Source organism: Zoogloea sp., assembly GCF_023150065.1.
Classification (GTDB): Bacteria; Pseudomonadota; Gammaproteobacteria; order Burkholderiales; family Rhodocyclaceae; genus Zoogloea.
Map to the genome: position 1 here is coordinate 16,828 of NZ_JAKLLN010000016.1, position 25,230 is coordinate 42,057.

At 66.6% G+C, this 25,230-nt stretch carries 28 protein-coding genes; 10 read left to right on the plus strand and 18 right to left on the minus strand.

From position 1 onward, the window contains the following. Positions 1–169: 169 nt before the first annotated feature. Complete coding sequence (locus L6Q67_RS16590) at positions 170–3,319, plus strand: PAS domain S-box protein (protein ID WP_296571838.1); 3,150 nt, start codon at positions 170–172, stop codon at positions 3,317–3,319. Positions 3,320–3,358: 39 nt separating this feature from the next. Here L6Q67_RS16590 and L6Q67_RS16595 read toward each other — a convergent pair whose 3' ends face one another. The 7 genes from L6Q67_RS16595 to L6Q67_RS16625 all read right to left on the minus strand — a co-directional run bounded on the left by L6Q67_RS16595 (position 3,359) and on the right by L6Q67_RS16625 (position 7,953). Next, positions 3,359–3,853 carry a TPM domain-containing protein gene (locus L6Q67_RS16595; protein WP_296571841.1) on the minus strand — a complete coding sequence of 165 codons (495 nt, stop codon included), beginning with the start codon at positions 3,851–3,853 and terminating at the stop codon, positions 3,359–3,361. 5 nt (positions 3,854–3,858) lie between these two features. Next, on the minus strand, positions 3,859–4,746 hold the full coding sequence (locus tag L6Q67_RS16600; RefSeq protein ID WP_296571844.1) for a TPM domain-containing protein: 888 nt from the start codon (positions 4,744–4,746) through the stop codon (positions 3,859–3,861). A gap of 9 nt (positions 4,747–4,755) precedes the next feature. Beyond that, on the minus strand, positions 4,756–5,379 hold the full coding sequence (locus L6Q67_RS16605; protein WP_296571848.1) for a LemA family protein: 624 nt from the start codon (positions 5,377–5,379) through the stop codon (positions 4,756–4,758). Positions 5,380–5,544: 165 nt separating this feature from the next. Then, positions 5,545–6,372, minus strand: a complete 828-nt coding sequence (locus L6Q67_RS16610) for a uracil-DNA glycosylase (protein ID WP_296571850.1) — start codon at positions 6,370–6,372, stop codon at positions 5,545–5,547. A 10-nt stretch (positions 6,373–6,382) separates the two neighbouring features. Further along, the gene (rimI, locus tag L6Q67_RS16615; RefSeq protein ID WP_296571853.1) at positions 6,383–6,835 is read right to left on the minus strand and encodes a ribosomal protein S18-alanine N-acetyltransferase; all 453 of its coding nucleotides are present in this window, start codon (positions 6,833–6,835) and stop codon (positions 6,383–6,385) included. A 46-nt stretch (positions 6,836–6,881) separates the two neighbouring features. Beyond that, positions 6,882–7,574, minus strand: coding sequence for a tRNA (adenosine(37)-N6)-threonylcarbamoyltransferase complex dimerization subunit type 1 TsaB (gene tsaB, locus L6Q67_RS16620; RefSeq protein WP_296571856.1), 693 nt, complete (start codon positions 7,572–7,574; stop codon positions 6,882–6,884). 58 nt (positions 7,575–7,632) lie between these two features. Beyond that, complete coding sequence (locus L6Q67_RS16625) at positions 7,633–7,953, minus strand: hypothetical protein (protein WP_296571859.1); 321 nt, start codon at positions 7,951–7,953, stop codon at positions 7,633–7,635. A 191-nt stretch (positions 7,954–8,144) separates the two neighbouring features. Here L6Q67_RS16625 and ompR point away from each other — a divergent pair, with 191 nt between their 5' ends. From ompR to L6Q67_RS16665, 8 genes are read left to right on the plus strand one after another with little or no spacing between them, the layout of a single operon-like run. Further along, a complete protein-coding gene (gene ompR / locus L6Q67_RS16630; protein WP_296571862.1) occupies positions 8,145–8,873 on the plus strand; it encodes a two-component system response regulator OmpR in 729 nt (242 codons plus the stop codon). 7 nt (positions 8,874–8,880) lie between these two features. Further along, positions 8,881–10,242: a sensor histidine kinase gene (locus tag L6Q67_RS16635; protein WP_296571867.1), complete on the plus strand. Its 1,362-nt coding sequence runs from the start codon at positions 8,881–8,883 to the stop codon at positions 10,240–10,242. Positions 10,243–10,281: 39 nt separating this feature from the next. Beyond that, positions 10,282–10,992: an MBL fold metallo-hydrolase gene (locus tag L6Q67_RS16640; RefSeq protein ID WP_296571870.1), complete on the plus strand. Its 711-nt coding sequence runs from the start codon at positions 10,282–10,284 to the stop codon at positions 10,990–10,992. After that, a complete protein-coding gene (locus tag L6Q67_RS16645) occupies positions 10,982–11,380 on the plus strand; it encodes a group II truncated hemoglobin (protein WP_296571874.1) in 399 nt (132 codons plus the stop codon). The genes L6Q67_RS16640 and L6Q67_RS16645 overlap by 11 nt, the downstream gene beginning before the upstream one ends. A 58-nt stretch (positions 11,381–11,438) precedes the next feature. After that, the gene (locus tag L6Q67_RS16650; RefSeq protein ID WP_296571876.1) at positions 11,439–11,975 is read left to right on the plus strand and encodes a septation protein A; all 537 of its coding nucleotides are present in this window, start codon (positions 11,439–11,441) and stop codon (positions 11,973–11,975) included. Then, complete coding sequence (locus tag L6Q67_RS16655; protein WP_296571879.1) at positions 11,975–12,277, plus strand: YciI family protein; 303 nt, start codon at positions 11,975–11,977, stop codon at positions 12,275–12,277. The genes L6Q67_RS16650 and L6Q67_RS16655 overlap by 1 nt, the downstream gene beginning before the upstream one ends. Then, a complete protein-coding gene (locus L6Q67_RS16660; protein ID WP_296571881.1) occupies positions 12,274–12,537 on the plus strand; it encodes a BolA family transcriptional regulator in 264 nt (87 codons plus the stop codon). The genes L6Q67_RS16655 and L6Q67_RS16660 overlap by 4 nt, the downstream gene beginning before the upstream one ends. A 34-nt stretch (positions 12,538–12,571) precedes the next feature. Further along, positions 12,572–13,351 (plus strand): peptidyl-prolyl cis-trans isomerase, encoded by a 780-nt coding sequence (locus tag L6Q67_RS16665; protein WP_296571884.1) that lies wholly within the window; start codon positions 12,572–12,574, stop codon positions 13,349–13,351. An 89-nt stretch (positions 13,352–13,440) separates the two neighbouring features. Here L6Q67_RS16665 and L6Q67_RS16670 read toward each other — a convergent pair whose 3' ends face one another. The 4 genes from L6Q67_RS16670 to L6Q67_RS16685 are packed head-to-tail and all read right to left on the minus strand — an operon-like array spanning position 13,441 to position 17,674. Beyond that, positions 13,441–15,237 (minus strand): acyl-CoA dehydrogenase, encoded by a 1,797-nt coding sequence (locus tag L6Q67_RS16670; RefSeq protein ID WP_296571887.1) that lies wholly within the window; start codon positions 15,235–15,237, stop codon positions 13,441–13,443. Positions 15,238–15,289: 52 nt separating this feature from the next. Further along, on the minus strand, positions 15,290–15,955 hold the full coding sequence (locus tag L6Q67_RS16675) for an energy-coupling factor ABC transporter permease (RefSeq protein ID WP_296571891.1): 666 nt from the start codon (positions 15,953–15,955) through the stop codon (positions 15,290–15,292). 28 nt (positions 15,956–15,983) lie between these two features. Then, entirely contained in the window at positions 15,984–16,925 is a 942-nt protein-coding gene (locus L6Q67_RS16680) for an FAD-binding protein (protein ID WP_296571894.1), read from the minus strand. Beyond that, the gene (locus tag L6Q67_RS16685; protein ID WP_296571896.1) at positions 16,925–17,674 is read right to left on the minus strand and encodes an electron transfer flavoprotein subunit beta/FixA family protein; all 750 of its coding nucleotides are present in this window, start codon (positions 17,672–17,674) and stop codon (positions 16,925–16,927) included. The genes L6Q67_RS16680 and L6Q67_RS16685 overlap by 1 nt, the downstream gene beginning before the upstream one ends. Before the next feature lie 231 nt (positions 17,675–17,905). On the opposite strand from L6Q67_RS16685, the gene L6Q67_RS16690 reads away from it, so the two are divergent. Continuing rightward, positions 17,906–18,499, plus strand: coding sequence for a TetR/AcrR family transcriptional regulator (locus L6Q67_RS16690; protein WP_296571899.1), 594 nt, complete (start codon positions 17,906–17,908; stop codon positions 18,497–18,499). Here the strand turns inward: L6Q67_RS16690 and L6Q67_RS16695 are convergent. Genes L6Q67_RS16695 through ppx form a run of 7 tightly spaced genes read right to left on the minus strand, consistent with a single transcriptional unit; the run spans position 18,456 to position 25,176 of the window. Beyond that, positions 18,456–19,265, minus strand: a complete 810-nt coding sequence (locus tag L6Q67_RS16695) for a TatD family hydrolase (RefSeq protein WP_296571902.1) — start codon at positions 19,263–19,265, stop codon at positions 18,456–18,458. The genes L6Q67_RS16690 and L6Q67_RS16695 overlap by 44 nt on opposite strands. A gap of 19 nt (positions 19,266–19,284) precedes the next feature. Continuing rightward, a complete protein-coding gene (locus L6Q67_RS16700; RefSeq protein ID WP_296571903.1) occupies positions 19,285–20,085 on the minus strand; it encodes an enoyl-CoA hydratase in 801 nt (266 codons plus the stop codon). Positions 20,086–20,140: 55 nt separating this feature from the next. Then, the gene (locus L6Q67_RS16705) at positions 20,141–20,767 is read right to left on the minus strand and encodes an ABC-type transport auxiliary lipoprotein family protein (RefSeq protein ID WP_296571906.1); all 627 of its coding nucleotides are present in this window, start codon (positions 20,765–20,767) and stop codon (positions 20,141–20,143) included. A gap of 37 nt (positions 20,768–20,804) precedes the next feature. After that, positions 20,805–21,749: an MlaD family protein gene (locus tag L6Q67_RS16710; RefSeq protein ID WP_296571909.1), complete on the minus strand. Its 945-nt coding sequence runs from the start codon at positions 21,747–21,749 to the stop codon at positions 20,805–20,807. Beyond that, the gene (locus L6Q67_RS16715; protein WP_296571912.1) at positions 21,749–22,525 is read right to left on the minus strand and encodes an ABC transporter ATP-binding protein; all 777 of its coding nucleotides are present in this window, start codon (positions 22,523–22,525) and stop codon (positions 21,749–21,751) included. The genes L6Q67_RS16710 and L6Q67_RS16715 overlap by 1 nt, the downstream gene beginning before the upstream one ends. After that, the gene (locus tag L6Q67_RS16720; RefSeq protein WP_296572130.1) at positions 22,522–23,643 is read right to left on the minus strand and encodes an ABC transporter permease; all 1,122 of its coding nucleotides are present in this window, start codon (positions 23,641–23,643) and stop codon (positions 22,522–22,524) included. Before L6Q67_RS16720 ends, L6Q67_RS16715 begins: the two co-directional genes overlap by 4 nt. A 21-nt stretch (positions 23,644–23,664) precedes the next feature. Beyond that, positions 23,665–25,176: an exopolyphosphatase gene (gene ppx / locus L6Q67_RS16725; protein ID WP_296571915.1), complete on the minus strand. Its 1,512-nt coding sequence runs from the start codon at positions 25,174–25,176 to the stop codon at positions 23,665–23,667. Positions 25,177–25,230 lie beyond the last annotated feature (54 nt).

Consider the following 25,230-nt stretch of genomic DNA (forward strand, 5'->3'; position numbering starts at 1 on the left):
ACAGGTTCGTTTAGGGATTTTAAAGCAGCATCGTGGAAAGACCCGGCACAACGACAACAGGCACGCTTCCGGCAGGGCCCGCCCGATGAACTCCATGCCGAGTTCAGGGCAAGGCTCGCAGCCGGCGGATAGCGCTTCGCCTCCAAGCCTCACGCCAGCTCTGCGGGCGGTGGCAGTCTATCTGCTGGCGGCCCTTGTCCTGATCGTCGGAGGACTGCTGATCACCGGCCGCCATGCCGCCACACCCGTGCTGACGGCTCCGTGGCTGCTGCTCTTCGCGGCCGCCTCGGCCCTGTTCATCTTCCTCACCCTGCGGCGTGCCGGTCGTGCTGCAACAGCCCCAACCGCTCCGGACATCAATGCCGACTACCGGGCTCTCTTCGATGCCTGCCCCGACCCCCAGTGGCTCTATGACGCGGACAGTGGCCGTGTGCTGGCCGCCAATGCCGCCGCAACCAGGCTCTACGGTCTCCCCGTCGACACCCTGGTGGGCACGCGGGCGGACACCCTCGTCAGCCCCCTGCCACTTCCCTCCGCAGCAGCCATACTGCTCAGCCACCAGCCCGCCAGCGGCTCGGCGCTGGAGTTCGAGACCCGCATCCACGAGCAGCCCTTTGCCGGCCACCGCTGCCACCTGGTGGTAGTCCATGAGCAGAGCCGGCAGCTGCGCGCCGAAACGCGCTTCGCCGAGGCCCTGGCCAAGGTCCAGCACATCCTGTACCGCTTCGACCCGGTTCATGAATGCTACGACTACATCTCGGCCAAGGCCGAGGACTGGCTCGGCACCCCGATCGCTGTCCTGTGCGCCCCTGGCGGCTGGCAGCACTTCGCCCGCCGCACGAGCCCGGAAGACCTCAGCCGGGTGTGGGCCATCATCAGCGATGCCCTGAAGACCCCCGGGGATGATCCGGTCGAAATCAGTGTCGAGTACCGCCTCGATGCCTGCGCCGGCCCCCTGTGGATCCACGACTCCATGACCCTGCTGCGTCGCCCGGACGGCAGCCTGCGGGCCATCATCGGCGCCGCCTCCGACCAGACCGCCCAGCGGGCCACCCGTGAATACCTCGGTGTAACCCTGCGCAGCATCGGTGACGCGGTGATCGCCACCGACGAAGACAGCCGGATCACCCTGATGAACCCCGTGGCCGAGGTCCTCACCGGCTGGTCCGAAGACGAAGCCCGCGGCCAGCCCCTTGCCGACGTCTTCCGCATCGTCAGCGAGGACACCGGCGAAGCGCTGGAAAGCCCTGCGGACAAGGTCATGCGCGACGGCCGTCAGGTCGGGCTGGCCAACCACACCCTGCTCATTGACCGGGACGGCCGGCGTCGCCCCATCGTCGACAGCGGCGCCCCCATCCTGATGGCACCCCACAAGACGCCCCTCGGGGTCGTCGTGGTGTTCCGGGACCAATCCGAGGAGCGGAGCATCGCCCGCACGGTCGCCGACCAGCAGGCCCGCTACCGGGCCCTCGTCGAGAACGCGCCGGTGGGCATCTTCCACTTCACCTCCGACCTGCTGGTCAGCTACTGCAACAGCCGGCTGGCCGATTTCTTCAAATCCACCCCGGAGCAGTTGGCCGGAATGGACCTGCACTCCCTGGGCGATCAGGCCATCCTGTCGATACTCCGCAAGGCCCTGCTCGGCCAGCGGGGCGCCTACGACGGCCCGTTCGTGTCCCCCCTGTCCACCGACATGCAGATCCTGTCGATCCGCGTGGCCCCCGAATACGATGCGGAAGGCAAGGTCTTCGGGGGCGTGGGCATCGTCGAGGACCGCACCGCCTTCCTGGAAGCGGAAGAGCAGCTGCGCGACACCCGCGAACGCTACGTGCTGGCCCAGCGGGGCACCAACGAGGGTCTCTGGGACTGGGACCCGAAGACCCGCTATCTTTATCTCTCTGCCCGCCTGCTGTCCCTCCTCGGGCTGCACAGCGACACCCTGCGCACCACCGGCGAGGAGTGGCTGAAGCTGATCCACCCGGACGACCGGCCGCGCTTCCGGACCGACTTTGTGGCCCACCTGCGCGGCGACACCGAACATTTCGAGTCCGAATACCGCATTGCCGACAAGGACGGAAAGTTCCACTGGGTCCTGGCCCGGGGGCTGGCCCATCGCAACCAGCAGGGCCGGGCCGTGCGCATTGTCGGCTCCATCGGCGACATCACCGCCCGCAAGCTCGCCGAAGAGCAACTCAAGGCCGAGCGCGATTTCTCCCGCGGCCTCATCGACAGTCTGCCGGCCCCGTTCTTCCTGTTCGACCAGAACGGCCATCTGCTGCTGTGGAACCGCTTCGTCAGCGACCTGACCGGGCTGGCCGACGACACCCTGCTGCATGCGGAAGCCCAGAGCCTGGTGATTCCCGAGCAGGAGCCGCTGATGGCCCATCGCATCGAGACGGCACTGATCTCGGGCGAAGCCTCGGCCGAAGTGATGCTCCGGCGCAATGGCGGCGAGCCGGTGCCCTTCCTCGTGGTCGGCCGCCGGGTCATCCTCGACGGCAAGCCCCATATCGTCGGCGTGGGCACCGACCTGACCGAACGCAAGTTTGCCGAGCGGGCCATCAAGCGCCTCAACACCGAACTGGAACGGCGCGTGGCCGAACGGACCTCCCAGCTCAGTGCCGCCCTGAGCGAGCTGGAGTCCTTCAGCTACTCGGTTTCCCACGATCTGCGCGCCCCGCTGCGCGCCATCGAGGGCTACAGCGCCATCCTGGGCTCCGACTACGGTGACAAGCTCGACGACGAAGCCAAGGAGCTGCTGCGCCGGGTGCGCGCCGCCGTGCATCGTATGGGCCAGCTGATCGACGACCTGCTGACCCTGTCGCGGGTCAGCCGCAAGGAGCTCGACCGCCGCCCCGTTGACCTCTCCAACCTCGCCCAGGTGATCTGCGACGAGCTGCGCCAGCAGGAACCGGAGCGGAACGTCAGCGTGCACATCGCTCCCCGGTTGCAGGTCGAGGGCGACCCCAGCCTGATGCGTACGGTGCTGGAGAACCTCCTCGGCAACGCCTGGAAGTTCACCGGCCGGGTCGACCAGCCGTGCATCGAATTCGACTGCGCCCGCCACGAGGGCGTCGATTCCTTCGTGGTCCGTGACAACGGCGCCGGCTTTGACATGCGCTACCGGGAAAACCTCTTCCGTCCCTTCCAGCGCCTCCACTCCGACCGGGAGTTCCCGGGCACCGGGATCGGCCTGGCCACCGTCGCCCGCATCGTCCACCGCCATGGCGGCGAGGTGTGGGCCGAAGGAGAAGTCGGCAAGGGTGCGGCGCTCTACTTCAGCATCGGCCAGCCCCCCGTCCTGCAGAACGTCGGCTGAGCCGTCTCGCCCAAGTGGGCCGGGCCTGAAGCCGGCCCTCTAACGCAGCAGCACGGGGCGATCGGAGAGTTCGTTGGGGTTGTCCGGCCGGGCCGGAAAATGCCTCGTCAGCAGATCGCCCACCGCCTTGACGGCATCCACCGCACCCTGCTCGAAACGGCCGCTGCGAAAGGCCAGTTCCATCTGCCGGCAGATCCCGTCCCATTCGGCCTGGGCGACCCGGGCAGCAATGCCCCGGTCGGCCACGATCTCGACCCGACGGTCGAGCCACTGGACGTACACCAACACGCCGGTGTTTTCTTCCGTATCCCACACCCGAAGCCGCGAGAAGACCTCGACGGCCCGCTCCCGGGCCGACACACCCTGCCGCAGGTCGGCCAGATCGAGGCCTGCCTCCACCGCAAAGCGCAGCTCCCCCCGATGACGGGTTTCCGATGCCTTCACAGCCTGCTCGATGGCGGCCAGCACGCTTGCCGGAAAAACCCGGTCCAGAACCCAGGCCGGCGTGAGCAGATGACGCAGGATGCGCAGCATGGACATCACCAGTCCCCCGAGGCGCCACCGCCACCAAATCCACCCCCACCGCCGGACCATCCACCGCCTCCGCCGCCCCGTCCGAAACCGCCACCGCCCATTCCGCCTCCTGTCCATGGGCCGCCGATCCCGCGGCCCCCTCCGCCAGAGCCCATCGCCAGCACGAACACGAAGGCCAGCACCCCACCCACCACGCCGATGGCCAGCACCCCGGACAGGGTCCACGCCCCGAAGCCGACAATCCCCGAAGCGAGGCCTGCTCCCAGCAGGCGACCGAAAATCGCCCTCAGCACACCGCCCACCACGATGGTGCCGATGATTCCGAGCACCAACAGCTCCTCGAAGCCTGCTTCCTGCCCGCGAGCTGCGGCTGTCGGAGGCGGCAGGGCCTCACCGGCGATGCGGGCCGCGATGGCGTCCACCCCGGCCTCGATACCGCCGGCGAAATCCCCGCCCCGCAGATGCGGCGCCACCACGTCGGCAATGATGCGCTTGGCGATGGCATCGGGCACGGCGCCCTCCAGACCCCGTCCCACCTCGATGCGCATCCGGCGATCGTCCCGGGCAATCAGGAACAGGATTCCGTCATCGACCCCCTGGCGGCCCAGCCGCCAGGCCTCGGCCACCCGCAGGGCGTAGGACTCGACCGCCTCAGGTCGGGTGGTGGCCACCACCAGCACGGCCACCTGGGCGCCCTTGTCCTTCTCGAGGGCTACCAGGCGCGCCTCCAGAGCCTCGCGACGGGCCTCCGGTAACAGCCCCAGGGTGTCGGTGACGTGGGCCGACAGGCTCGGCAGGGTCTGCAGCTCCTGGGCGTGCAACACCCCGGCCAGGCTGCACAACAGCAGCACGAGAAAGCGCAGAAACATGCTGCGGCCCATGGCCAGCGACACGGATCGACCTTATTGCGCCTTGGCCGGCGCAGCCGCCGGAGCGGGCGCACCAAAATTGACCTTGGGCGGCTCGCTGATGGCCTGCTCGTTCTCGACGGTGAAGTTGGCCTTGGCCTTCGCACCGATGACCATGGCGGTCAGGTTGTTGGGGAAGGTGCGCACCGAGATGTTGTAGTCCTGCACCGCCTTGATGTAACGGTTGCGGGCCACGGTGATGCGGTTCTCGGTGCCTTCGAGCTGGGCCTGGAGATCGCGGAAATTGGCGTCGGCCTTGAGGTTGGGGTAGTTCTCGGACACCACCAGCAGGCGCGACAGGGCACCGGACAGCTCACCCTGGGCCTTCTGGAAACGGGCCATGGCTTCAGGATCATTGACCAGTTCGGGGGTCACCTTCATGCCCGCCACGCTGGCCCGGGCTTCGGTCACCCGGGTCAGGACTTCCTTCTCGTGGGCGGCGTAACCCTGCACCACCTGCACCAGGTTGGGAATCAGATCGGCCCGCCGCTTGTACTGGTTGAGCACTTCAGACCAGGAGGCGTTGATCTGTTCGTCGTTGATCTGGATCTGGTTGTAGCCGCAGCCGGAGAGCAGGAACAGCGACAGGATCAGGGACAGAAGATGCTTGATGGACATGGAGCACGCCCTCATGAAGGAGAAATCGGGTTGAAGCCGGCGGGTCAACACACGACACCGGCAAGGTCGGGGCCATTCTAGCGGCGCCCGGTGCCCACGCGGAGCTATCCACCCCGCGTGTTGAAATCTTGCACTTCCAGCCCCCGGAAAGTCCTTCTCAAGCCCTCATGAAGCCTTCAGGCCGACCATGGTGCGGCGGGCAAAGCAGAGATCTTCCCAGGCCTTGGCCTTGTCCTGCAGATTTCGCAGCAGATAGGCCGGATGGTAGGTCACCACCACCGGAATGTCATTATGGGAGAAGAGCTTGCCACGGGACGCCGCAATCCGGACCTCTTCATTGAGCAAGGCCTGGGCCGCCGGGCGCCCCAGGGCGACGATCAGGCGAGGCCGGATCAGGGCGATCTGGCGTTGCAGGTAAGGGAAGCAGGCCGCCAGCTCGGCCGCCTCCGGAGTGCGGTTGTTGGGCGGACGGCACTTGACGGCATTGGCGATATACACGTCTTCACCACGTTTCAGATCGATGCGCGCCAGCATGGCATCCAGCAAACGCCCGGCCTGACCGACGAAGGGCTCGCCGCGCTCGTCCTCTTCGGCTCCCGGCCCTTCGCCCACGAACAGCCAGTCGGCCTGGCGGTCGCCGACACCGGGCACTGCCTGCTTGCGACGCTTGCACAGACCACAGGCATCGCAGCCGCGGATACGTGCCTCCAGGGTGTCCCAGTCCAGCCCGGACACCGCCTCACCCGTGTCGCTGCGCTGCATGGCCTGCGCCGGGACGGCTGGAGCAGCCGCCTGTTGCAGGCTCTCCCGCAGATCGGGGCGCGCCGGGCGCGGCGCAGACTCGCGTACCGGAGCCGACTCAAGCACCACCGGGGCAGGCTCGGGCAGGATCTCCGCCGGCGCAGGCTCCACCTCCACCTGCCCGGCGCCCCTCAGACGCCACAAGGGTGCAAGCCCCATCTCCCGCAGGATCGCGTCACGACGCTGGTTCATCCCACACACCTCACAGGGGCAGCCTCATGACCAGCGCGTCCTCGCGCCCATTGACCGCAGGGTAATAGCCCTTGCGCCGACCGATGGTCTCAAAGCCTGCCTTTTCGTACATGGCCAGGGCTGGCGTGTTGGACGGGCGTACCTCCAGAAAGATCTGCCGCCCCCCCGCGGCCCGGGCCACGGCCCCGAGATGATCCAGCAGGCGACGCCCCAGCCCCAGCCCCTGACGGGCCTTGCAGACACTGATGTTGAGGATGTGCGCCTCGTCCAGCACCATCATCAGCACCGCGTAACCGGCCCGCTCGCCGCCCTCGAAGAGCGTCCAGCAACCATATCCGGCGATGATGGAGTCGGCGAAGTTCTGCGCCGACCAGGGAAACGGATAAAGCTCACGGTCCTGGGCCGCGATCCATTCCAGATCGGCGCTTTCCATGGGTACGAAGTCCAGGGCAAGCACGCTCATCGCGCCCGTCCCCCAAGCCCTGCCACACCCTCGGCAATCCCCGCGATCACGCCTTGCCTCCGCGGGCCAGACGCTCGGCAGTGGTCATGGCCACCTTGTCGCGCACGTACAGGGGCGCGGCCAGGGCGGGGTCGACGAGCTCGCCCCGCAGGAAACACTGCCCCGCCAGGCGGGCAATGCTGGAGGCCAGGGGCACTGGTGCCCCGTCGAATCCTGCCAGACGGGAGCCCAATGCCGGCACCAGGCTTTCCGGATAGGCCTGGAAGGCGGTACCGAAGCCGAACCAGCTTCCCTCCGCTGGGAGACGGACCTCCGACGGCGCGGCACAGGCTGGCGCCATCATCTCCTCCAGCCCTTCGGGCGTGCGCCGGTAAGCTGCGAAATACACTTCGGACATGCGCGCATCCGCTGCCACGAAAATCATGTCCTGTGGGCACTGGCTGGCCAGGGCCTCGAGGTTGCCCACCGGGATCACGGGCTTGCCGAGCCCCAGGGCCAGGCCCTGAGCCGCACCGCAGGCCAGGCGCAGGCCGGTGAAAGCACCCGGCCCGGCACCGAAGGCAATGGCGTCGAGCTGGTCCAGGGTGACTCCGCAGCTGTCGAGCAGGGCGACGACCCCGGGCAAAAGAGTTTCCGAGTGGCCAGGACGACCGACAACCGGACGTTCGATGACAGTGGCGCCGTCAAACAGGGCAACGGAGCCGGAATCGGTGGATGTTTCGAGGGCGAGAATCTTCATAGCGGCCGCATTCTACCGCCCTCCGGGCCTGCGGTCCGCGTCAGCGGAGGCTCAGCGCTCAATCGGGACGGCGCGGCGGGTTGCCGTAAACGTCGCGACCGGCTTCGTGCACATCGCGGCGCAACTGACGACGCTCCTCCGGTGACCAGCGACGGGGATTGCGTTCATCCATCTCGCTGCGACGCATCGGCTCGGCAGCAAATGCCGGCATCTGGCGCATGGGGCGATCCTGGGGCGCCGCATACTGGCGGAGGAAGGGCGTGAGACGTTCCCCCGGATCGGCCAGCGCGCTGCCCGCGCACAGCGACGACAGCAGCACGACCACCCCAAGGGGCAGGCCGTGACGAATCCATATCGGTGAATCTATCCCGTGGCGCATGGTCCTTATCCTAACCCGGACCGGCGTTTTTCGGCATCCCCGCCCGGCCCTGAATTGATTCTGGCAGCCCGCGTCGGGCTTGGAATCCACCTTTGTAAGAGAATGTTAGACCCGCACAGGGACTTACGTTTGCTTACCCGACCTGCACAGCCGGCCTAGCCGGGCGATCGGGGAGCCGTTAGGATGAGACCATGGAAAAAGAAAGCTATCGCATTCTCGTCGTCGATGACGATCTCCGCCTGCGTGACCTGCTCAAGCGCTACCTCGGTGAGCAGGGCTTCAACGTCAAGGTGGTCAACGACGCAGCCCAGATGGACCGGGCCATCCTCCGGGAACACTTCGATCTGATGGTGCTCGACCTGATGCTGCCCGGGGAGGACGGCCTGTCGATCTGCCGACGCCTGCGGGGCACCGGCAACCAGATCCCCATCGTGATGCTCACCGCCAAGGGCGATGACGTGGATCGCATCATCGGCCTCGAGATGGGCGCCGACGACTATCTGCCCAAGCCCTTCAACCCCCGCGAACTGGTGGCCCGCATCCATGCTGTGATGCGCCGCCAGCCCCAGACGCCGCCGGGTGCGCCGGTGGCCGACGACGAAGACGTGAGCTTCGGCCAGATCGTCGTGCAGCTGGGCAACCGCATCCTGATCCGCAATGGCGAGGAAACCCTGCTCACCACCGGTGAGTTCGCCCTGCTCAAGGTGCTGCTGCAGCACCCGCGCCAGCCCCTGTCCCGGGACCGCCTGATGGAACTGGCCCGCGGCCGGGAATACGACGTGTTCGACCGCTCCATCGACGTGCAGATCTCGCGCCTGCGCAAGCTGATCGAAGAAGACCCCGGCAAGCCCCGCTACATCCAGACCGTGTGGGGTTTCGGCTATGTCTTCGTACCGGACGGCAACAAGCACGCCCCCTGAACGGCCCATGGCCTCTGCTGCCCCTTATCGATCCTTCCTGGTCGGGGCCCCGCGAACCCTGCTGTGGCGCATCTTCCTGGTCGTCACTGTACTGATGCTGGCCTCGGTGGCGGTCTGGTCCGCCATCTTCAGCCACTTCGATCAGGCCAGCCGGGCCGCCCAGACGGCCCAGACCGTGGTCAGCATCATCAACCTGACCCGCACGGCCCTGCTCAATGCCGACCCTTCGTTGCGCAAGGACCTCCTCCTCGACCTCGCCACCCAGGAAGGCATCCGCATCTACCCGGCCGAAGCCGACGACCGGACGACGCCGCTTGAGGACAGCAACCTAGTGCGCAAGCTCACCGCCGATGTCCGCCACCAGCTCGGGCCGGACACCCGCTTTGCCGCCTCCTGGGAAGGCCTGACCGGCTTCTGGGTCAGCTTCCGCATCCAGGCCGACGACCCGGAAGACACCGGCGAATTCTGGCTCATGCTGCCGGCAGAGCGGATCATGCGCCCCCATGCCCTGGAATGGATGTGGTGGGGCACTGCCGCCCTCAGCCTGGCCATGCTGGGCGCCTACATGATCGTGTCGCGCCTCAACCGCCCCCTCAAGGCGCTGGCCTCTGCCGCCCGCACGGTGGGCCGGGGTGAAGTCCCCCCCCGGCTCAGCGAAAGCGGCCCCGCCGAACTGGCCGATCTGGCCCATGCCTTCAACCAGATGTCCAATGACCTCCAGGAACTCGATGCCGACCGGGCCCTGATCCTGGCCGGTGTGTCCCACGATCTGCGCACGCCGCTGGCGCGCCTGCGCCTGGGCATCGAGATGTGCGGCGCGGATCCGGGCGAGGTCGATGCCATGGTCTCCGACATCGAGGACATGGACCGCATCATCGGGCAGTTCCTGGCCTTCTCGAAGGCTGACGGGGACGAAGCACTGGAAACCCTGGATCTCGCCGAGCTGGCCACCGAGCTGTCCGGGCTCTATGCCCGCCGGGGATTTCCCATCACTGTGCTGGCCACCACCGCTGCCCGGGCCCAGGCGCGCCCCCAGGCACTGCGTCGGGCGGTCACCAACCTGATAGAGAACGCCCTGCATTACGCCGGCCACCCGCCGGAACTCGCCGTCGGCATGCTGGATGGCCGCCCGATGATCGAAGTGCTCGACCGCGGCCCCGGGATTCCCGCCGCCCAGACCGAAAAGGTGAAACGCCCCTTTACCCGTCTGGAATCCGCCCGCAGCAACACCAAGGGCTCGGGCCTGGGGCTGGCCATCGTGGACCGCATCGTCCGCGGCCAGCACGGCGAATTTCGCCTGCTCCCCCGGGAAGGCGGCGGCCTGCGCGCCAGCATCCTGCTGCGCGGTCATACCAAAAGCCTGAGTTGAAGCTAGAATCAGGTCCGTCACCCTCCGCGTAGTGCTCCCATGATCCTGTTCCGCCAGTTCTTCGATCCCACCAGCAGCACCCTCAGCCATCTGCTCGCAGATCCCCTGACGGGCGACGCTGTCATCATCGACTCGGTCAAGGAGCACGTCGGTGCCTACATCACCTTCCTGCAGGAGCAGGAGCTCCGGCTGGCCTGGGTGCTGGAAACCCATGTTCATGCCGATCACATCACCGGGGCAGCCGGGCTGCGCGAACTCACGGGGGCACGCAGCGCCATCGGTGCCGGTGGTGGCGTCGGCTGCGCCGATCGTGTCCTGGGCGACGGTGATACCGTGGTCTTCGGCAACGAACTCATCCGCGTGATCCCGACCCCCGGCCACACCCCCAGCTGCGTCACCTACCAGTGGCGTGACCGGCTGTTCACCGGCGATGCCCTGATGATAGGGGGCTGCGGCCGCACCGACTTCCAAGGCGGCGACGCCGGAACCCTCTACGACAGCATCACCGAGCGCCTCTTCGTACTGCCCGACGAAACCCTGGTCTATCCCGGGCACGACTATCGCGGCGCCCGCGTCTCGTGCATCGGCCAGGAGAAAGTCAGCAACCCGCGCCTGTCGGGCCGCAGCCGCGACGAGTTCATCGAACTGATGGCCAACCTTGATCTGCCCCGCCCGCGCATGATCGACGAAGCCCTGCCCGCCAATCTGCGCTGTGGCCGCGTTGGAGAACACGACATCCATGGTGCCTGAGCAAACCACACCCTACGTCGAGCTCGGCGGAGCCGAAGGCATCCGCCGCCTCGTGCATCGCTTCTACACCCTCATGGACACCCTGCCGGAAGCATGGGACGTGCGCCAGATGCACCCGGAGGATCTCTCCGGCTCCGAAGAGAAACTCTTCAAGTACCTCAGTGGCTGGCTGGGCGGGCCGCCCCTGTTCGAGCAGGAATTCGGCCATCCCCGGCTGCGCGCACGCCACCTTCCCTTCTCCATCGCCAGCGCCGAACGGGACCAGTGGCTGATGTGCATGCACCAGGCCTTTGACGAATGCGTCCCCGACGGCCCCCTGCGCGAGCGCCTGTGGGGCGCCATCGAAGGCCTCGCCGACCACATGCGCAACCGCGCCGAACCAAGCTGACCCCATCACCCCTGTTCCGCATCACGCGCTCCGCCTTCCGCTTTCCACGCTCCGACCGATGAAATTCCTTTTCGACCTGTTTCCCATCATCCTGTTTTTCGTCGCCTACAAGTTCTCCGGCATCTTTGCGGCGACGGCGGTGGCCATTGTGGCCACCGTCGGGCAGATCGCCTGGGTATGGTTCCGCCACCGCAAGGTGGACACCATGTTGTGGGTCAGCCTGGCCATCGTCACCGTGTTCGGTGGTGCCACCCTGATCTTCCAGAACCCCACCTTCATCAAGTGGAAGCCCACGGTCCTGTACTGGTTCTTTGCGGGGGCCCTGCTGTTCTCGGCAATGGTGCTGCGCAAAAATCTGATCCGCACCTTGATGGAAGCCCAGCTCAAGCTGCCCGACCCCCTGTGGGGGCGCCTCAACCTTGCCTGGGCAGCGTTTTTTGTCGGCATGGGCGTGCTCAACCTGTTCGTCGCCTACACCTACTCCGAAGACACCTGGGTCAATTTCAAGCTCTTCGGCGGCATGGGCCTGATGCTCGTGTTCGTTGTGGCCCAGGGAATGATGCTGTCCCGTTACCTTGAAGAGGAACCCAAGTAATGCTGTATGCCCTGATCGGTGAAGATGCCCCCGGCACCCACGAAAAACGCATGGCGGTGCGTGCCGAACATCTCGCCCGCCTCCAGGCTCTCCAGGCCGATGGTCGCCTGATCCTGGCCGGCCCCTGCCCCGCCGTGGATTCCCCCGACCCGGGCCCTGCCGGCTTCACCGGCAGCGTGATCGTCGCCGAGTTCGCCTCCCTGGCCGATGCCCAGGCCTGGGCCGATGCCGACCCCTACACCACCACCGGCGTGTTCGCCCGCTGCACGGTAAAGCCTTTCAAGAAGGTCTTTCCCCAATGAGCGTGATGGACACGATCCGGGAGCGGCTCGCGGCCCTGTCGCCAACCCGCCTTGAGCTGATCGACGACAGCCACCTCCATGCCGGCCATGCAGGTGCCCGCTCAGGTGGCGGGCACTTTCGCCTCACCATCGTGTCCGAGTGCTTCCGCGGGAAGAACACGGTCGCCCGGCACCGGATCGTTTACGACGCCCTCGGCGAGATGATGCGCAGGGAGATCCACGCCCTTGCCATCCAGGCCCGCAGCCCCGAAGAAAACTGACTTTCAAACCGCAACACCCAAGCAAGGAAACCTGATGAAGATCGTCCCGAGCCGTCTGGCTCTGTCCCTCATCGCGGCCTTCGTCGCGATCCCCGCTTTTGCCCAGACCGTCGTCACCGTCAACGGCACCGCGATTCCCCAGGCCCGCGCCGACGTGATGATCGGTGAGCAGAAGGCCCAGGGCGCACCGGACTCCGAGCAGCTGCGCAACGCGGTCAAGGAAGAACTGATCCGTCGCGAAGTGCTCGCCCAGGAAGCCCGCAAAAAAGGCGTCGAGAAGGCGGGCAACGTGCAGGCACAGATCGAGCTCGCCCGCCAGGCCGTGCTGATCCGCGCCTACCTGCAGGACTACGTCAAGGCCCATCCGGTCACCGACGCCGAGATCAAGGCCGAGTACGAGAAGATCAAGTCCCAGATGGGCGACAAGGAATACAAGGCGCGCCACATCCTGGTCGAGAAGGAAGAAGAGGCCAAGGCCATCATCGCCAAGCTCGACAAGGGCGAGAAGTTCGACGAGCTGGCCAAGCAATCCAAGGATCCGGGTTCCAAGGACAAGGGCGGCGACCTGGGCTGGGCCAACCCGGCCGGCTTCGTCAAGCCGTTTGCCGACGGCCTGACCAAGCTCGAAAAGGGCAAGTACACCACCACCCCGGTCAAGTCAGACTTCGGCTACCACGTCATCAAGCTCGAGGACAGCCGCCCGGTCAAGGCCCCGTCCTTCGACGAGGCCAAGGGCCAGCTCAAGCAACGCCTGGAGCAGATGCGGGTCGAGCGCCACATCGCCGAACTGCGCACCAAGGCCACCATCAAGTAAGACCGGCGGCAACGCAGCATCCAGCGGTACACGAGAAAGGGGCCTTGCGGCCCCTTTCCCTTTGCTTCAAACCTTCACGACAGCGCGGATCAGAACTGATCCTCGGTGAGCGCCAGGGCGCCAGCCGCGCCATTGACCACCGAGTAGGCCAGGCCAGGCGCCTGGGCCAGCAGGTGATCGGCGTAAAAACGCGCGGTGACGATCTTTGCCTTGTAGAAGGCGGCGTCGCCATTGCCCTCGGCCAGACGGCGGGAAGCCACCAGGGCAGCACGGCCCATCTGCCAGCCACCGGCAACGATGCCCAGCAGCTTGAGGAAGGGCACAGAGCCCACGGAGGCCGCCTTGATGTCGTTGCCGTAGGTGGCCACGATGTAGGCCACCGCCTCGTCCACCGCGGTCACGGCCGCAGACAGGGCCTTGCGGATCGCGGCAAAGTCTTCACCGGTGGCCTCGCCCAGCTGAGCCTCGACCTTGCGCATCTCGGCAATCACGGCCTTGACGGTCTGGCCGCCTTCCTTGGCGATCTTGCGGCCGATCAGGTCGTTGGCCTGGATGGCCGTGGTGCCCTCGTAGATCGCGGTGATACGGGCGTCGCGGAAGTGCTGGGCCGCGCCGGTCTCCTCGATGAAACCCATGCCGCCATGCACCTGCACGCCGGTGGAGGTGATCTCGATGGAGGCCTCGGTCAGCCAGCCCTTCACCACCGGAATCATCAGGTCCATGAAGGCCTGGTTCTGGGCGCGCACGGCCTCGTCCGGGTGATAGTGGGCCATGTCGGTGGCAGCACCGACCACGTAGGCCAGGGCACGCTGGGCCTCGATCTGCGACTTCATGCTCATCAGCATGCGGCGCACGTCGGCGTGATGGATGATGCTCACCTTCGGGCCGCCACGCACGCCGGCCTCTGTCCCCTGGATGCGGTCCTTGGCATAGGCCAGGGCCTGCTGGTAGGCACGCTCGGAGAGGGCCAGACCTTCCATGCCGACAGCGAAGCGAGCCTCGTTCATCATGATGAACATGTACTCGAGGCCGCGGTTGGCCTCACCGACCAGGGTGCCGATGGCGCCACCGTTATCACCAAAGGCCAGCACGGCGGTCGGGCTGGCGTGGATGCCCAGCTTGTGTTCGATGGACACGCAATGCACATCGTTGCGCTCGCCGGGCGTGCCGTCGGCCTTGAGCAGGAACTTGGGCACGACGAACAGGGAGATGCCCTTCACCCCCTCCGGTGCGTCCGGCAGACGGGCCAGCACCAGGTGGATGATGTTGTCGGTCATGTCGTGCTCGCCATAGGTGATGAAGATCTTCTGGCCGAAGACCTTGTAGGTGCCATCACCCTGGGGCACGGCGCGGGTACGCACTGCGGCCAGGTCGGAGCCGGCGGAGGGCTCGGTCAGGTTCATGGTGCCGGTCCATTCGCCGCTCACCATCTTGTGCAGGTACTGGGCCTTCTGTTCGTCGGTGCCGCGCAGCTTGATGGACTCGATGGCGCCATTGGTGAGCATCGGGCACAGGGAGAAAGCCATGTTGGCCGACTTCCACATTTCCATGACCGCCGTGGAGACCAGCTTGGGCAGGCCCTGGCCACCGAACTCCGGCTCGCAGGCCAGCGCGGTCCAGCCGGCTTCGGCGAACTGCTTGTAAGCTTCCTTCCAGCCGGTGGCGGTACGCACCACACCGTTGTCCCAGGTGGCGCCTTCCTGGTCACCGGTCCAGTTGAGGGGTGCGATCACGCCGCTGGCAAACTTGTTGGCTTCTTCAAGGATGGCATCGACCAGATCGGAGGACGCATCCTCGCAGCCCGGCAGGGCGGCAACGGCGTCGAGGTCGGCGAGTTCGCGCAGCACGAACTGCATGTCGCGAATGGGTGCGGTGTAGCTGCTCATTGTTTTTTCTCCACGGAATGTTGTTTTAGGTTTTACGACCGGTCGGGCCGGCTTACTTGTTCATCAGGTAACTTCTGTCATCAAAACTCGCCACCCACTCGGGGTAGTACACCACCAGCAGGGTCAGGGCCATGCCCGACAGCCAGGCTTCGGCAAACCCCAGCAGCAGGAAGAAGGGGAGATACTCGGACAGCAGCTTGTCCGCCGGGTAAGCACCGGCGGCAAAGAGGGTCAGCGATGCGATGAGGCCCTGGAGCAGGACGACCACAGCAGCGCCGATGAAGGCATTGACAAAGATATAGACAAAAAAGTGCCGTGGCAGCCAGCGCCGGACGACGCAGGAATAGAGGCTGCAAAGCGCTACCGGGATCATTCCCATCACAAGGAAATTGATCGGGTAGGCCCCCCATTCGACGCTACCGTTGAGCGTGACGCCCGCCAGTGCGAGGCCCAGCACGACAAGGGCCAGTTGCGGGCCGAAGATCAGGGTGGTCGCCATGGCCCCCAGCAGGTGGAGATTCAGGCCGGGATAGACACCGGCATTGAGGCTCCACAGCAGGGTGAGGGTGACGGCAGCGCCAAGAACGGCGTTGAGTTGATGTCCGTCGAGCAGACGGCGCCACGGGGCCGTGCGAAGGATCCACAGCCCGCCCCCTGCTCCACAGAGCGCGGCAAAAACATGCCACGCCGTGGAGAAGAGCTCGGGCTGAAAGTTCATTCAGGCAGGCCCCGGCTGCTACACCGACTCAGACCGCGGCCGCGAGTTGCGGAACCGCTTCGAACAGATCCGCCACCAGGCCGTAGTCTGCCACCTGGAAGATGGGTGCCTCGGGATCCTTGTTGATCGCCACGATCACCTTGGAATCCTTCATGCCGGCCAGGTGCTGGATGGCACCCGAGATACCGACAGCCAGGTAGAGCTGGGGCGCGACGATCTTGCCGGTCTGACCCACCTGATAATCGTTGGGCACATAGCCTGCATCCACCGCCGCACGGCTGGCGCCGAGGGCTGCGCCGAGCTTGTCGGCCAGGGGCTCGAGCACGGCGTGGTAGTTCTCGCCGCTGCCCATGCCACGACCACCGGAAACGATGATCTTGGCTGCACCCAGCTCGGGACGGGCCGACTTGGTCAGCTCGCGGCCCAGCAGCTTCGACAGCCCGGAATCGGCCACGGCGGAGAGCTGCTCCACGGCAGCACTGCCACCCTCGCCCGCCGCTTCGAAAGCCGTGGTGCGGACGGTGATGACCTTGACGGCATCGGCGGACTTGACCGTCGCCAGAGCGTTGCCGGCATAGATCGGACGCACGAAGGTGTCGGCGGATTCGATGGCGACGATCTCGGAGATCTGGGCCACATCCAGCAGAGCGGCCACGCGGGGCAGCACGTTCTTGCCGAAGGTGGTGGCCGGCGCCAGCACATGGGTGATCGAACCGGCGGAAGCACCAACCACGGCAAGGATCTGGGCCGCCACGTTTTCAGCGGACTGATCGGCGAAGGCTGCCGAATCGGCCACCAGGACCTTGCTCACGCCAGCCACCTTCGCGGCAGCCTCGGCGGCGGCACCGGCACCAGCGCCCACCACCAGCAGGGCGATGTCGCCACCCAGCCTGGCTGCTGCGGTCACGGTATTGAGGGTTGCGCCCTTCAGGGACGCGTTGTCGTGCTCGGCAATAACCAGAACCGTCATCACAGCACCTTCGCTTCGTTCTTGAGTTTTTCGACCAGCTGAGCCACGTCAGCCACCATCACGCCCGCACTGCGCTTGGGCGGCTCGACCACCTTGAGGGTGGTGAGGCGCGGGGCCACATCGACACCCAGATCGGCCGGCTTGACGGTCTCGAGGGGCTTCTTCTTGGCCTTCATGATGTTCGGCAGGGTGGCGTAGCGCGGCTCATTGAGGCGCAGGTCGGTGGTCACCACGGCCGGCAGCGCGATCTCGAGGGTCTCGAGGCCGCCGTCGATCTCGCGGGTCACGGTCGCCTTGCCGGCGCTCACTGCCACCTTGGAGGCGAAGGTTGCCTGGGGCCAGCCCATCAGCGCGGAGAGCATCTGACCGGTCTGGTTGGCGTCGTCGTCGATGGCCTGCTTGCCGCAGATCACCACCTGGGGCTGTTCCTTGTCGCACAGGGCCTTCAGCAGCTTGGCCACAGCCAGGGGCTGGAGCTCGGCATCGGTCTCGACCAGGATGCCCCGATCGGCGCCGATGGCCATGGCGGTACGCAGGGTTTCCTGGCATGCACCCACGCCGCAGGACACGGCCACCACTTCGGTGGCCACGCCGGCTTCCTTCAGGCGCACGGCTTCCTCGACGGCGATTTCGTCAAAGGGGTTCATGGACATCTTGACGTTGGCAATATCCACGCCAGTACCGTCGCTCTTCACGCGGACCTTGACGTTGTAATCAACCACACGTTTTACGGGAACCAGAATCTTCAATGCTGCGCTCCTTGAAATTGGATTTTCTCCACCAGTTTTATGGGCTTGCGACCGAAGGCAGGCCCCGCCGGGAGGCCTGCCCGCAAACCTTTTCTCCGACCACCTGCCCCACGGCGCACGGGCGCACGGGAGGCAGTTCGGTACAGCAGGCGGCAGCTTCTCACAGGCCACCTTGCTTTGTCACTTTCCGTACGGTACCGTATGGACCTCGAACCGTCAATACTACGCCGTATGGAAAAGACTCCCCGCCTCCAGCTTGATCGTGCCGCCTGGATTCAGGCCGCCCTCGACACCCTCGCCGACGAGGGTGTGACAGGCGTGCGTGTCGAGGTTCTGGCCAAGCGCCTGCATGTCACCAAGGGCAGCTTCTACTGGCATTTCAAGGATCGCCAGGATCTCCTCTCGGGCGTGCTCGAAACCTGGAAGGACGGACGTATCCGCGACATCATCAAGCAGACCCGGCCCGAGGCCGGCGGCGAGGAAGCACAGATCTTCCGCGTCATCGACGTGTACAGCACCAGCCGCAACCGCAAGGGCATCCTGATCGAGCTGGCCATGCGCGAATGGGCCCGCCGCGACCCCGCCGCCGCCGCGATCGTCGAGGAGGTGGACGCCTGGCGCCTGCGCTGCGCCCGCGAGCTCTTCCTGGCCTGCGGCGTGCCCATGCACGAAGCCTCGACCCGCAGCATGCTCCTGTACGCGTACGTGTTCGGCGTGTCGATGATGAACTGCGAGAAGTTCGACGGCGACATCACCCGCATGAAGGACGACATCCGCGAGCTCATTGCCCGCAGCCACACGCCCCTGGCAAGTCCGCAACCCTGATACCCGCCAGCCCCGGAATGGCCTGAACCGCATTGCGGCCCGTGGCCGCGATCAGGGCACCGACGTCCATCCCCCGCAAGTCGGCGAGCACCTCGGCAAAACGGCGCAGGTTGGCCGGCGGATTGCGCTGCCCCGCGCCCCAGGCCGGGGGTATGTCCGGCGCGTCGGTTTCCAGCACGATGCGCTCCAGGGGCAGGCTCGCTGCCAGCTCCCGGATGCGTGTCGAGCCACTGTAAGTCATGGCCCCGCCAAAGCCGAGGTGAAAACCCAGGCCGATGAAGGCCTCTGCCTGCTGACGGCTGCCATTGAAGGCGTGGGCGATCCCTCCCCGGGGGCGGAAGCGCCGCAACTGCTTCAGCACCGCATCCTGGGCACGGCGGATATGCAGCACCACCGGCAGATCAAAATCCCGCGCCAGCCTCAGCTGGGCTTCGAAATACTGCAGCTGCAACGGCATGTCACCATCGGGCACGAAGCCATCCAGGCCGATCTCGCCCACCGCCACCGCGCCCCCCGCGGCAAGCCGCGAGCGCAGGCTTTCCAGATCCGCAGCCTGCGCCCCGCGCACATACATCGGGTGGATCCCGAAGGCGTGCCGGCAATCCGGATTGCCGGCACTCAGCGCCGCCACGGCGTCGAAGTTGGCCGCCCCGACCGCCGGAACCAGAAAAGCACCAACACCCGCACTACGGGCCTCCTCGAGCACCGCCCCCCGGTCGCCGTCGAACTCGGCGGCGTCCAGGTGGCAGTGGGTGTCGATCAGCACGACGGATGCCGCCCGGGGACTACTTGCCGGTCCACACCGGCTTGCGCTTGCTCATGAAGGCGTCGATGCCTTCGGCGGCGTCTTCGCACATCATGTTGCAGGCCATCACCTCGGCGGCGTGCTGGTAGGCCGCATCGAGCCCCATCTCCAGCTGGCTGTAGAACATCTGCTTGCCCATGGCGATGGCCGCCGGGGACTTGGCACAGATGGACGCCGTCAGGCGGGCCACCTCCTCGTCCAGGGCCTCCAGGGGCACCACGCGGTTCACCAGGCCACGGCGGCGTGCTTCGGCGGCGTCGATGAAATCACCGGTCACCAGCATCTCGAAGGCCTCCTTGCGCCCCATGTTGCGGGACAGGCCCACGCTCGGAGTGGCACAGAACAGGCCCACATTGATGCCCGAAACGGCAAAGCGGGCCACGTCGGACGCCACCGCCAGATCACACATGGAAACCAGCTGACAGCCCGCCGCCGTGGCAATGCCGTGGATGCGCGCGACCACCGGCTGGGGCATGTTCACGATCTGCATCATCACCTTGCCACACAGGCGGAACAGGGCCTGCTGGAAGGCCTTGGTGTAGTTGCCACGCATCTCCTTGAGATCGTGGCCGGCGCAGAAGGCCTTACCGGCACCGGCAAGGACCACCACCCGCACCGACGTGTCGGCGGCGATGGCCTCGAGCTCGGCCAGCAGGGCCTCGAGCATGTCCCGGGACAGGGCATTGAACTGCCCCGGCCGGTTGAGGGTGAGGGTGCTCACGCCGTCGGCGTCGACGCGCAGCAGCATGGGCTCGGTATGGGTATCGGGGACTGCGTTCATGGTGTTCTCCTCCAGTTGATGAAACGCCGGCAAGTACCTGCCGGTCATGAAAAAATCAGCTACCGCAGCGGGAGCGCAGGCTGCCGGTGGCGCCGGGCGCGGCGGCCTCGAGCCCCTCCAGCCAGCTACGGATATCGTTCTTCAGCTGCAGCGTGCCGGCCCGCAGGGCCACAACGCCGCCCGCCGCGTCGGCCGTTGGCGCCTCGTGATCGAGGGCAAAGGCCCGCACCGCCAGGGGCTGCTCGGTGCGCGGTGCCAGCAGGGTGACCCGGGCCTCGATCACGCCCCGACTGGCCTGGGGTGAATCGAAACGCTGGGTGAACTCGTCCAGATCCACCCGCAGCCGGCAACCACCCGCAGGGGTCGCCGGATCGCCGGCACGCAGGGCGCGCTTGAGCACCAGCTCGACCAGCTGCGCCGGCTGGGCTGCCCAGCGGCTGTCCTTGAAAGCCTGACGGCGGGTGGACTGGGCATAGGCCAGCCGATAGGCCATGACGTTCGACGCCAGCCAGGGAGCCGGCACCACTTCGACAGTGCGCAGGGGCAGGCCGACCGGCGCCAGCATCGCCGCCTCGAGGGGGCCGAAGTCATGCACCGCGACGCCCGCCGTCGATGGCGGCAAAGCGGTACACCCGGCCAGGGCGGACAGCAGCAGGGGCAGGAACAGGAACAGGCGAGGCATGTGAGAAGGAAACTCCGGTCGGGATAGGCTCATCGGCTCATCGCGCAGGCTCGCGGAAGCCCGCCTCGCCGGGCCCCGGTTGCGGCCGGCCACGCCCGAGGATGAGCATCTGGGGCGAGGTATCGATCTCGTCGAGGAGCTCGGACAGCTGCCGCGAGGTGGCCGTCAGCTCCTGGAGCAGCACATTGAAGCGCGGCAGCGTACTGCCGGTGAGCCCCTCCCCGGCAGTACCGGCCAGGGTGTCGAAACGGTCGCTCAGGGTTTGCAGGCGGACCAGCAGCTTGCGGCCCTCGACCACCGTCGGTACTGCTTCGGCGCTCGCTTTTTCCAGGTTCTCGAGCGTGCGATCCACCCGCGCGAGCTTGTCCTTGCTGAAGGCCTGACGCACCGCAGCCAGGGCTCGCGGCGCTTCCTGCAAGGTTCTGTCCAGCCCGCGGCTGGCCGCTTCCAGGTTGGCCAGGGTGTCATCGACCCGCTTGAGATTGTCGGGCCGGGTCAGGGTCGCCAGCCTTTCGGTCATGTCGCGCAGTTGCCGCAGGGTCTGCAGGGCCGTGTCGGAGAACTCTTCTATCAGACCGGGCGCCAGGGAGATTCGCGGCGGTTTGCCGCCCTCCCCGGTCAGCGGCGCGCTGGCGGTACCGGGGTCGTCCAGGGCAATGAAGGCCAGCCCGGTTACGCCCTGGGTTGCCATCCGGGCCCGGGTTGCGGTGGTCACGGGCAGGTCGGCGCGGATGCGCGCAGTCACCAGCACCAGGCGGGGGTCGGCCGGATCAAGGGCAATGCTCGCCACCTTGCCGGCCACAATGCCGCGATAGCGGACCGTGGCCTGGGGGTTGAGGCCATTGACGCTGCCGGCACTCACCAGCACCACGTCGCGGGTGGTCTCGCGCTTGTCCGAAAACCACCACAGGGCCAGCACCATCGCGGCACTCAGCAGGATGGCGAACAACCCGGCGGCGATGGCATGGGCACGATTTTCCATCAGCAGGCCCCTTGCCCGCGCGCCAGCGCTGCCTGACTGCGGATGCCACGAAAAAAGCGTTCGATGAAGGGATCCTGCACGTTCATGATGTCATCAAGGGTACCGAAGGCCAGTATACGCCCCGCCGAAAGTACGGCCACCCGGGTGGCCAGCGCCGCCAGGGTGTCCAGATCGTGGGTCACCAGAATCACCGTCAGGCCCAGGGCCTGATGCAGGGACCGGATCAGGGCCACGAAAGCCGCACTCAGGTCGGGGTCGAGGCCGGCAGTGGGTTCGTCGAGGAGCAGGAGCTCCGGCTCCAGGGCCAGGGCCCGGGCCAGGGCAACCCGCTTCACCATCCCCCCCGAAAGCTCGGCCGGCATGCGCCGGGCCACTTCGGGCTCAAGCTCGACCATGGCCATCTTGAGCAACACCAGATCCCGCAGCAGGCCTTCATCCACCACGCCGAACTCGCGCAGGGGGAAGGCAATGTTGTCGAAGACGTTGAACGCCGAAAACAGCGCCCCGTGCTGAAAGAGCATGCCGAAACGCCGGCGGCGGGCCAGCTGCGCCTGACGGGAGCCGGACAACAGCGGTTCGCCGAACACCTTCACCTCCCCCTCTTCCGGGGTCAGCAGGCCCACCATCTGGCGCAGCAGCGTGGTCTTGCCGCTGCCCGAGCCCCCCACCAGGGCGACCACCTCTCCGGCCGGCACGGCCAGATCGATCCCCTTGTGGATCCACTGCCTGCCGAAGCGGGTGGACACGCCCTTCAGCTCCACGGGAAAGGCGCTCATCGGTAAGGCAGCCCAAAGGAACGGGTGGCAATGGCGAAGACCGCATCCACCAGGATCACCACGGTGATGGAGGCCACCACCGACGCCGTGGTGTTGGCGGAGAGGCTCTCGGTGTTCGGGCGCACCCGCAGGCCGAAATAACAGGCCACCAGGGCAATCAGCAGGCCGAAGACCGCTCCCTTGGACAGCCCGATCACCAGGTTGGCCGCAGGCACGGCGCGGGGCAACGCATTGAGGAAGAAGTCGAAGCTCAGGTCGAGCTGCAGGTTGGCCGACACCATCCCCCCGAAGATCGCCACCGCGGAACCCCACAGGGTCAGCAGAGGCATCGCCAGGGTCAGTGCCACCACCTTCGGCAGCACCAGGCGCACGTGGCGGGAGATCCCCATGGCGGTGAGGGCGTCGATCTCCTCGGTGACCCGCATCACCCCCAGCTGGGCCGTCATGGCCGAGCCCGAGCGCCCTGCCACCAGTACCGAGACGAGCACCGGGCCAAGCTCCCGGATGATCCCCAGGCCGAGGATATTGACGATGAACACATCCGCCCCGAAGGCCCGCAACTGCAGTGCCGACAGGTAGGACATCACCACCCCGATGAGAAAGCCGACCAGGGCCGTCACCGGCATGGCCCGCACCCCGACCTTGTAGAAATTGGCCGAGATCTCACGAAGGGGCCAGCGCTCGTGCCCTCGCAGCAGGCCGCCCAGGCTGATCACGATATGCCCCACCAGGATCACGAAGCCCAGCACATGGTGGGCGATCGCATGCACACCCCGCCCCAGTTGGGCGGTGCCATCGAGAAAGCGGTAGCCGGGCTCGACCGGCGGGGCATCAGCCGGCAGCGCCTCGGCCCGCGCCAGCACCGGCGCCAGGGCCGCGGGCAGATCAAGCTGCGGCGGGCGTTGTCGCCCCCAGCACCGCCACAGCAGCAAGGCCCCGAAGCTGTCCAGCCGGGTCACCCCGGCCAGGCTCCAGCCGGCCCCGGTGGGGGCCTGCTCAAGCTGCTGCTGGATGTCGGACGGCAAGGGGCACAGCAGACGCAGGGTCCAGTCCCCCGACACCACCACCCGCACGCCATCCCCACCGGCATCGATCCGGATGGCCGGGCGCGGGCGGATGGTGTGCGTCACCCTCCAGCCTCAGGTCGCGGCCGGGCTGCGCGTGGATGCGCGCTCGAGGCGCACCTTGAGAGGCAGGCCGATGGCCTGCCACTGGCGCTCCTCCTCGTCCAGGGCCGCCGCCGTGAGCGGCAGATTGCGCAGCCATTCGGCGTCGGCCACCACCACATGGCCCCGCCCCTCCCGCTTCAGGCGCAGGGGGGGAACGCCGCGCCCGTCCCGGGCCCGGTGCACCACCGCAGCCAGACGCAGGCACAGGATCAGGCGCCACTCCGGACTCTCGGGCTCCAGGGCGCCCACCCGCGACAGCTTGCCCCGGTGCGCCAGCACCATCCGCGCCAGACGCCCCTGGTCCATGCGGGAAAAGCCCGGCATGTCGGCGTTGGCCAGAATGTAGGCACTGTGCTTGTGATAGCTGGAATGCGCCACCGAGACCCCGATCTCGTGGAGCTGGGCCGCCCACTCGAGGAAGCGCCGGTCTACATTTTCTTCCTCTGCTGCTGCCGGATCGAGCTGCAGCAGGAAGGCCCGGGCGGTCTCTGCCACCTGTCGGGAATGCGCACCATCCACGTCGTAGCGGGCCACGAAGGCCGCCACGGTGGCGTCCCGCAGATCATGGTGGTGATAGCGGCCAAGCAGGTCGTAAAGCACGCCGAGGCGCAGGGCCCCTTCGGAGAAGGTCATGCGCTCCAGCCCGAACTCTTCGAACACCGACCACATGATGGCGAAGCCGCCGGTCAGCACGGGCAGCCGATCGGGGCGGAGCCCCTCGAGCTGCAGGTTGTTCACGTTGCCGGCCTTGAGCATCAGGGCCCGCAGCCGCTCCAGGCCCGTGCGGGTGATGCCACCGTCGGAAAGGCCATTGAGTTCGAGGATATCGACAAGGGCCTTGGCCGAGCCACTCGAACCCACCGCCTCCTGCCAGCCGATCTCCCGATAGGCGTGGGAGATGGTCTGGATCTCCTTAAGGGCCGCCAGCTCGGCATCGCGCAGACCACGCTTGTCCACCCGCCCGTCCGGGAAGTGCCGCAGGGAGAAGCTCACGCAACCCATGTACAGCGACTCCAGGGCAATCGGCTGGAAGCTCTTGCCGATCACGAACTCCGTGGAGCCACCGCCGATGTCCACCACCAGTTGCTGCCGGTGGGGGTTCGGCAGGGTGTGGGCGACGCCCACGTAAATCAGGCGCGCCTCTTCCCGACCGGCGATCACCTCGATGGGAAAACCGAGGGCGGCCTCGGCCTGCACCAGGAAATGGGCGGCGTTCTTGGCCACCCGCAGGGTATTGGTCGCCACCGCCCGCACGGCGTCCGGGGAGTATTCGCGCAGACGCTCATTGAAGCAACGCAAGGCGCTGATACCGCGAAACTGGGACGCGGCATCGAGCATGCGGTCAGGGGACAGCCCGGCCGCCAGGCGCACGGACTCCTTGATACCATCGAGGGGATAGATCTGGTCATTGACGATCCGCCCGACCTGCAGGCGGAAACTGTTTGAGCCAAGATCGATGGCAGCAATCAACTCACGGTTCATGAATCACACACGATATGCGCCGAGGGCGCCAAGGGCCGGAATTCTAGCACCGGC

Coding starts and splice junctions, on each gene's coding strand:
- L6Q67_RS16595 (WP_296571841.1), bottom strand. CDS start 3,853: ATGCTGCGCATCCTGCGTCATCTGCTCACGCCGGCCTGGGTTCTGGAC.
- L6Q67_RS16605 (WP_296571848.1), bottom strand. CDS start 5,379: ATGTCCATCAAGCATCTTCTGTCCCTGATCCTGTCGCTGTTCCTGCTC.
- L6Q67_RS16610 (WP_296571850.1), bottom strand. CDS start 6,372: ATGAACCAGCGTCGTGACGCGATCCTGCGGGAGATGGGGCTTGCACCC.
- rimI (WP_296571853.1), bottom strand. CDS start 6,835: ATGAGCGTGCTTGCCCTGGACTTCGTACCCATGGAAAGCGCCGATCTG.
- tsaB (WP_296571856.1), bottom strand. CDS start 7,574: ATGAAGATTCTCGCCCTCGAAACATCCACCGATTCCGGCTCCGTTGCC.
- L6Q67_RS16625 (WP_296571859.1), bottom strand. CDS start 7,953: ATGCGCCACGGGATAGATTCACCGATATGGATTCGTCACGGCCTGCCC.
- ompR (WP_296571862.1), top strand. CDS start 8,145: ATGGAAAAAGAAAGCTATCGCATTCTCGTCGTCGATGACGATCTCCGC.
- L6Q67_RS16635 (WP_296571867.1), top strand. CDS start 8,881: ATGGCCTCTGCTGCCCCTTATCGATCCTTCCTGGTCGGGGCCCCGCGA.
- L6Q67_RS16640 (WP_296571870.1), top strand. CDS start 10,282: ATGATCCTGTTCCGCCAGTTCTTCGATCCCACCAGCAGCACCCTCAGC.
- L6Q67_RS16645 (WP_296571874.1), top strand. CDS start 10,982: ATGGTGCCTGAGCAAACCACACCCTACGTCGAGCTCGGCGGAGCCGAA.
- L6Q67_RS16650 (WP_296571876.1), top strand. CDS start 11,439: ATGAAATTCCTTTTCGACCTGTTTCCCATCATCCTGTTTTTCGTCGCC.
- L6Q67_RS16655 (WP_296571879.1), top strand. CDS start 11,975: ATGCTGTATGCCCTGATCGGTGAAGATGCCCCCGGCACCCACGAAAAA.
- L6Q67_RS16660 (WP_296571881.1), top strand. CDS start 12,274: ATGAGCGTGATGGACACGATCCGGGAGCGGCTCGCGGCCCTGTCGCCA.
- L6Q67_RS16665 (WP_296571884.1), top strand. CDS start 12,572: ATGAAGATCGTCCCGAGCCGTCTGGCTCTGTCCCTCATCGCGGCCTTC.
- L6Q67_RS16670 (WP_296571887.1), bottom strand. CDS start 15,237: ATGAGCAGCTACACCGCACCCATTCGCGACATGCAGTTCGTGCTGCGC.
- L6Q67_RS16675 (WP_296571891.1), bottom strand. CDS start 15,955: ATGAACTTTCAGCCCGAGCTCTTCTCCACGGCGTGGCATGTTTTTGCC.
- L6Q67_RS16680 (WP_296571894.1), bottom strand. CDS start 16,925: ATGACGGTTCTGGTTATTGCCGAGCACGACAACGCGTCCCTGAAGGGC.
- L6Q67_RS16690 (WP_296571899.1), top strand. CDS start 17,906: ATGGAAAAGACTCCCCGCCTCCAGCTTGATCGTGCCGCCTGGATTCAG.
- L6Q67_RS16700 (WP_296571903.1), bottom strand. CDS start 20,085: ATGAACGCAGTCCCCGATACCCATACCGAGCCCATGCTGCTGCGCGTC.
- L6Q67_RS16705 (WP_296571906.1), bottom strand. CDS start 20,767: ATGCCTCGCCTGTTCCTGTTCCTGCCCCTGCTGCTGTCCGCCCTGGCC.
- L6Q67_RS16710 (WP_296571909.1), bottom strand. CDS start 21,749: ATGGAAAATCGTGCCCATGCCATCGCCGCCGGGTTGTTCGCCATCCTG.
- L6Q67_RS16715 (WP_296571912.1), bottom strand. CDS start 22,525: ATGAGCGCCTTTCCCGTGGAGCTGAAGGGCGTGTCCACCCGCTTCGGC.
- ppx (WP_296571915.1), bottom strand. CDS start 25,176: ATGAACCGTGAGTTGATTGCTGCCATCGATCTTGGCTCAAACAGTTTC.